Below are 1,625 nucleotides of genomic sequence, written 5' to 3'. Positions count from 1 at the left end.
CCGGCGCCTTTCGGGCGGCCGGTGGAGCCGGAGGTGTAGATCACGTAAGCCAGGTTCAGCGGCGCCACATCGATGTTCAGGTTGCTGTCGCTGTAGCCGCTCAGGTTCTCGGTGTCCAGGTCCAGGCTGCGCAGGCCGGCCGGGATCGGCAGGGTTTCACGCAGGTGCGACTGGGTCAGCAGCAAGGCGATGCCGCTGTCTTCGAACATGTAGCTGAGGCGGTCTTGCGGGTATTCCGGGTCCAGCGGCACGTAGGCGCCGCCGGCCTTCACGATGCCCAGCAGGCCGACGACCATCTCCAGGCTGCGCTCCATGGCGATGCCTACCAGCACGTCCGGCCCTACGCCCTGCTCGCGCAGTTTGTGTGCCAGCTGGTTGGCCCGGCCGTTGAGCTCGGCATAGCTCAGGGTCTGCTCGCCAAACGCCAGCGCCGGGGCATCCGGGGTGGCGAACACCTGGGCCTCGATCAGCTGATGAAGGCTGCGCTCGTTCGGGTAGGCGGCTTGCGTGGCGTTCCAGCCTTCGACCAGCTGTTGCTGCTCCGGCTGATCCAGCATTGGCAGTTCACCGATCACCGCCTCTGCGTTCTCGACCAGCGCCTGCAGCAGGTTGGCAAAGTAACCCGCCAGGCGGGCGATGGCCTCGTCGCTCCACTGTGCGCGGTCGTGGCTGTACTGCATCGACAGTGTCGCGCCCAGTTCCACCACCAGGGTCAGCGGGTAGTTGGTCTGCTCCTGCACGGTCACGTCGCCGAAGCGCAGGCCACCGGGTGCACCTTGTTGCAGCGCCTCGGCCACCGGGTAGTTCTCGAACACCAGAATGCTGTCGAACAGCGCGTCACCGCCCTGCCCCGCCCAGCGCTGCACGTCGTACAGCGGTGTGTGTTCGAACTCGCGCAGCGCCAGGTTGCCAGCCTGCACCTGGCCGATCCACTCGGCCACAGGCTGCTCGGCACGCGGCGCACCGATCACCGGCAAGGTATTGATGAACAGGCCGATCTGCTCTTCCACGCCTGGCAGGTCTGCCGGGCGCCCGGCCACGGTAGCGCCGAAGCACACGCTGGCCTGGCCGGTGCAGCGCTGCAACAGCAGCAGCCAGGCCGATTGCACCAGGGTGTTGACCGTGACCCGGTTGGCCCGGGCAAAGGCTTCGATGCGGGCGGTTTGCTCGCGGTCGAAGGCCAGGCGGTGGTCGCCGTAACCGCTGCCACCTGCACGGCCGGCAATGGCCTGGGCCAGCCGGGTCGGCTCGTCCAGTACCGCCAACTGGGCCTTCCAGAAAGCTTCGGCAACGGCCGCGTCCTGGCCTTGCAGCCAGCCGATGTAGTCGCGGTAATGCGTAGCCTGCGCTTGCGGCGCCAGGCCGGCGTAGCGCTGCAGTACTTCACCCAGCAGGCGCGAGGTGCTCCAGCCGTCCATGAGGATGTGGTGGTTGGTGTAGATCAGGTGGTGGCTGGCATTGCCCGTACGCACCAGGACCAGGCGCAGCAGCGGCGCAGCGGCCAGGTCGAAGCCACGTTGGCGCTCACCTTCGGCCAGTGTCTGCAGGGCCTGTTCCAGGGCCGGCTGGCCACGCCAGTCATGCTCGCTGAACGGCAGCTCGACGGCCTTGCGTACCACCTGCAC

1 protein-coding gene is annotated in these 1,625 nt (G+C 67.4%); it reads right to left on the bottom strand.

Annotated features, from left to right (window positions below; translation table 11 throughout):
• The coding region (locus ACI2KG_RS29040) for a condensation domain-containing protein (protein WP_404664247.1) at positions 1-1,625 on the bottom strand (1,625 nt) is incomplete at both ends.

It is taken from the genome of Pseudomonas sp. NPDC089407, assembly GCF_044900445.1.
Lineage (GTDB): Bacteria > Pseudomonadota > Gammaproteobacteria > Pseudomonadales > Pseudomonadaceae > Aquipseudomonas.
The sequence above is the reverse complement of the archived record's forward strand: the minus strand, read 5'-3'. Positions and strand labels throughout refer to the sequence as shown.